The organism is Longimicrobiaceae bacterium (genome assembly GCA_035696245.1).
Taxonomy (GTDB): Bacteria; Gemmatimonadota; Gemmatimonadetes; order Longimicrobiales; family Longimicrobiaceae; genus DASRQW01.
Window position 1 is genome coordinate 1 of the sequence record DASRQW010000307.1, and the last position, 1,746, is coordinate 1,746.

3 protein-coding genes and 1 pseudogene are annotated in these 1,746 nt (G+C 71.6%); all 4 read right to left on the reverse strand.

The features are described 5' to 3' along the window. Positions 1 to 121: 121 nt before the first annotated feature. A pseudogene (locus VFE05_14480) lies at positions 122 to 325 on the reverse strand (cold shock domain-containing protein). A gap of 173 nt (positions 326 to 498) precedes the next feature. Next, entirely contained in the window at positions 499 to 759 is a 261-nt protein-coding gene (locus tag VFE05_14485; GenBank protein HET6231276.1) for a hypothetical protein, read from the reverse strand. A gap of 73 nt (positions 760 to 832) precedes the next feature. Beyond that, entirely contained in the window at positions 833 to 1,051 is a 219-nt protein-coding gene (gene infA, locus VFE05_14490; GenBank protein HET6231277.1) for a translation initiation factor IF-1, read from the reverse strand. Positions 1,052 to 1,503: 452 nt separating this feature from the next. Further along, the coding region (locus VFE05_14495; GenBank protein ID HET6231278.1) for a hypothetical protein at positions 1,504 to 1,746 on the reverse strand (243 nt) is incomplete at its 5' end.

Consider the following 1,746-nt stretch of genomic DNA (forward strand, 5'->3'; position numbering starts at 1 on the left):
CTCCGCCGCCGCTGCTGCGGTTTCCCCAGTCGTCGCCACGGTTCCAGCCGCCGCCCGCCCCGCCCCCGCTGCGCCCGGCGCCGTACTCGTCGCCCGCCGGCGCGCCGCCTGCGGGCGCATCCAACCGCACCACGTTCTGCGCCTTCAGGCCCTTGGGTTCCTCGATGATGTCGAACTCCACCCGCTCGCCCTGGTCCAGCGTCTTGAAGCCCGAGCCGGACAGCGAGCTGTGGTGCACGAACACGTCCGGCCCGTCGTCACGCTGGATGAAGCCGAACCCCTTCTCCTGCGAGAACCACTTCACCGTTCCGTTGGTGCGAGCCATGTGAGTAACCCTGTGGTGTTGGGAACCGGGTGGCGGGGGTGCTGCGTGGGGGGCGTCCTGCACGGATCGTTCCCGCGCGGCGCGTACGGAGCGCGGCGCGCGCGGGTGGCGCGGGGAGCGCCTTCCGGTGTTACACCGCGGCCGGGGCGGCCGCGGAGGGTGCTGCCGCCGCGCTACATTCCGGGGCGGACCAGCACGTTCGAGGCGGCGGCGAAGAACGGCTTGGACCGCGGATCGGGAAGGCGCAGCTCCAGCAGCCGGCTCCCGTCGCCCGTCTTGCCGAACACCTTCACCACCTCGCCCGAGCCTTCGGTGCAGATGACCTCTTCGCCCACGCTGGGCAGGCGGTCGGCACCGGTGAGCCAGTCCGGATGGTCGTCGCGGCTGATGTGCACGCTCGCGGGGCTGATGCGGTTGGAGCTGTTGCCGTACATGGGGCCTGCCTTCCGGTTGGTGATGCGTCGCGCCGCCGCCTCCCGCGTGCGGCGCGTGGGGCCGGCCTCGCTACTACTTGTGCCGATAGGTGATCCGGCCGCGCGAAAGGTCGTACGGCGAGAGGGCCAGCGTGACGCGGTCCCCCTCCAGCACGCGGATCTTGAACTTGCTCATCTTGCCGGCGGCGTACGCCAGCACGATGTGGCCGTTCTCCAGCTTCACGCGGTAGTTGCGGTCGGGCAGCACCTCCGTGACCACACCTTCCATCTCGATGCCTTCCTGCTTCGCCATCCGCAGCCCTCCTCCGGGGCACCGCCCCGGGAATGGTGAAAGTTCGCCCGCGGCACGCGCCATACGGGAACGCGCGCCGCGGGCGGGTGCTGCGGCGGGGCCATGCGGCCCGCGCCATGCAACCTGCAATATAGCGCCTGGGCCGCCTTTTTCCAAATCGCCCGCGGCGCCGCAAGCCGAGCAACCACACCGATCCGCTGTCCACGGTGCTCGCAGCCGCGCGCTCTTCCGGACGCGCCCGCAGCCGGAGCGTCGGCCTGCGCCGCGGCATCGCCGGCGCGAAGCCTGCGCGGAACGGCGGAGGAAGCCGGCCGATGGGCAGACGATACCGTGCGTTTCCACGGATCTCGTTCAGGTTTCGGGAGATGCGTGGAAAGGCTGCGAAGGTCCTGAATGCAGGGAGGGGCGCTCCTCGCGGAACGCCCCTCGCCTGCTGTACGGCGACCGTGCTGCTAGTGCTTGGTCGTGTCGGTCGTGGTGCCCGGCTGGACCATGGTGTCGCTGGGGTTCCCGCCCGGCGCGCCCGCCGCCGGCGTGGCCGACGGAGCGCCCGCCGAGTCCAGCGGAGCCGCGTTCGGGCTGCCCGCGCCCGGCATCACCAGCGTGTCGCTGGGGTTTCCACCCGCCGCGGGCGTGTCCACCACCGCGGGGGCCGCGGCCGGGGCCGGGTTGTCGTCCTTGTGGAACATCTTCAG

Coding starts and splice junctions, on each gene's coding strand:
- VFE05_14485 (HET6231276.1), bottom strand. CDS start 759: ATGTACGGCAACAGCTCCAACCGCATCAGCCCCGCGAGCGTGCACATC.
- infA (HET6231277.1), bottom strand. CDS start 1,051: ATGGCGAAGCAGGAAGGCATCGAGATGGAAGGTGTGGTCACGGAGGTG.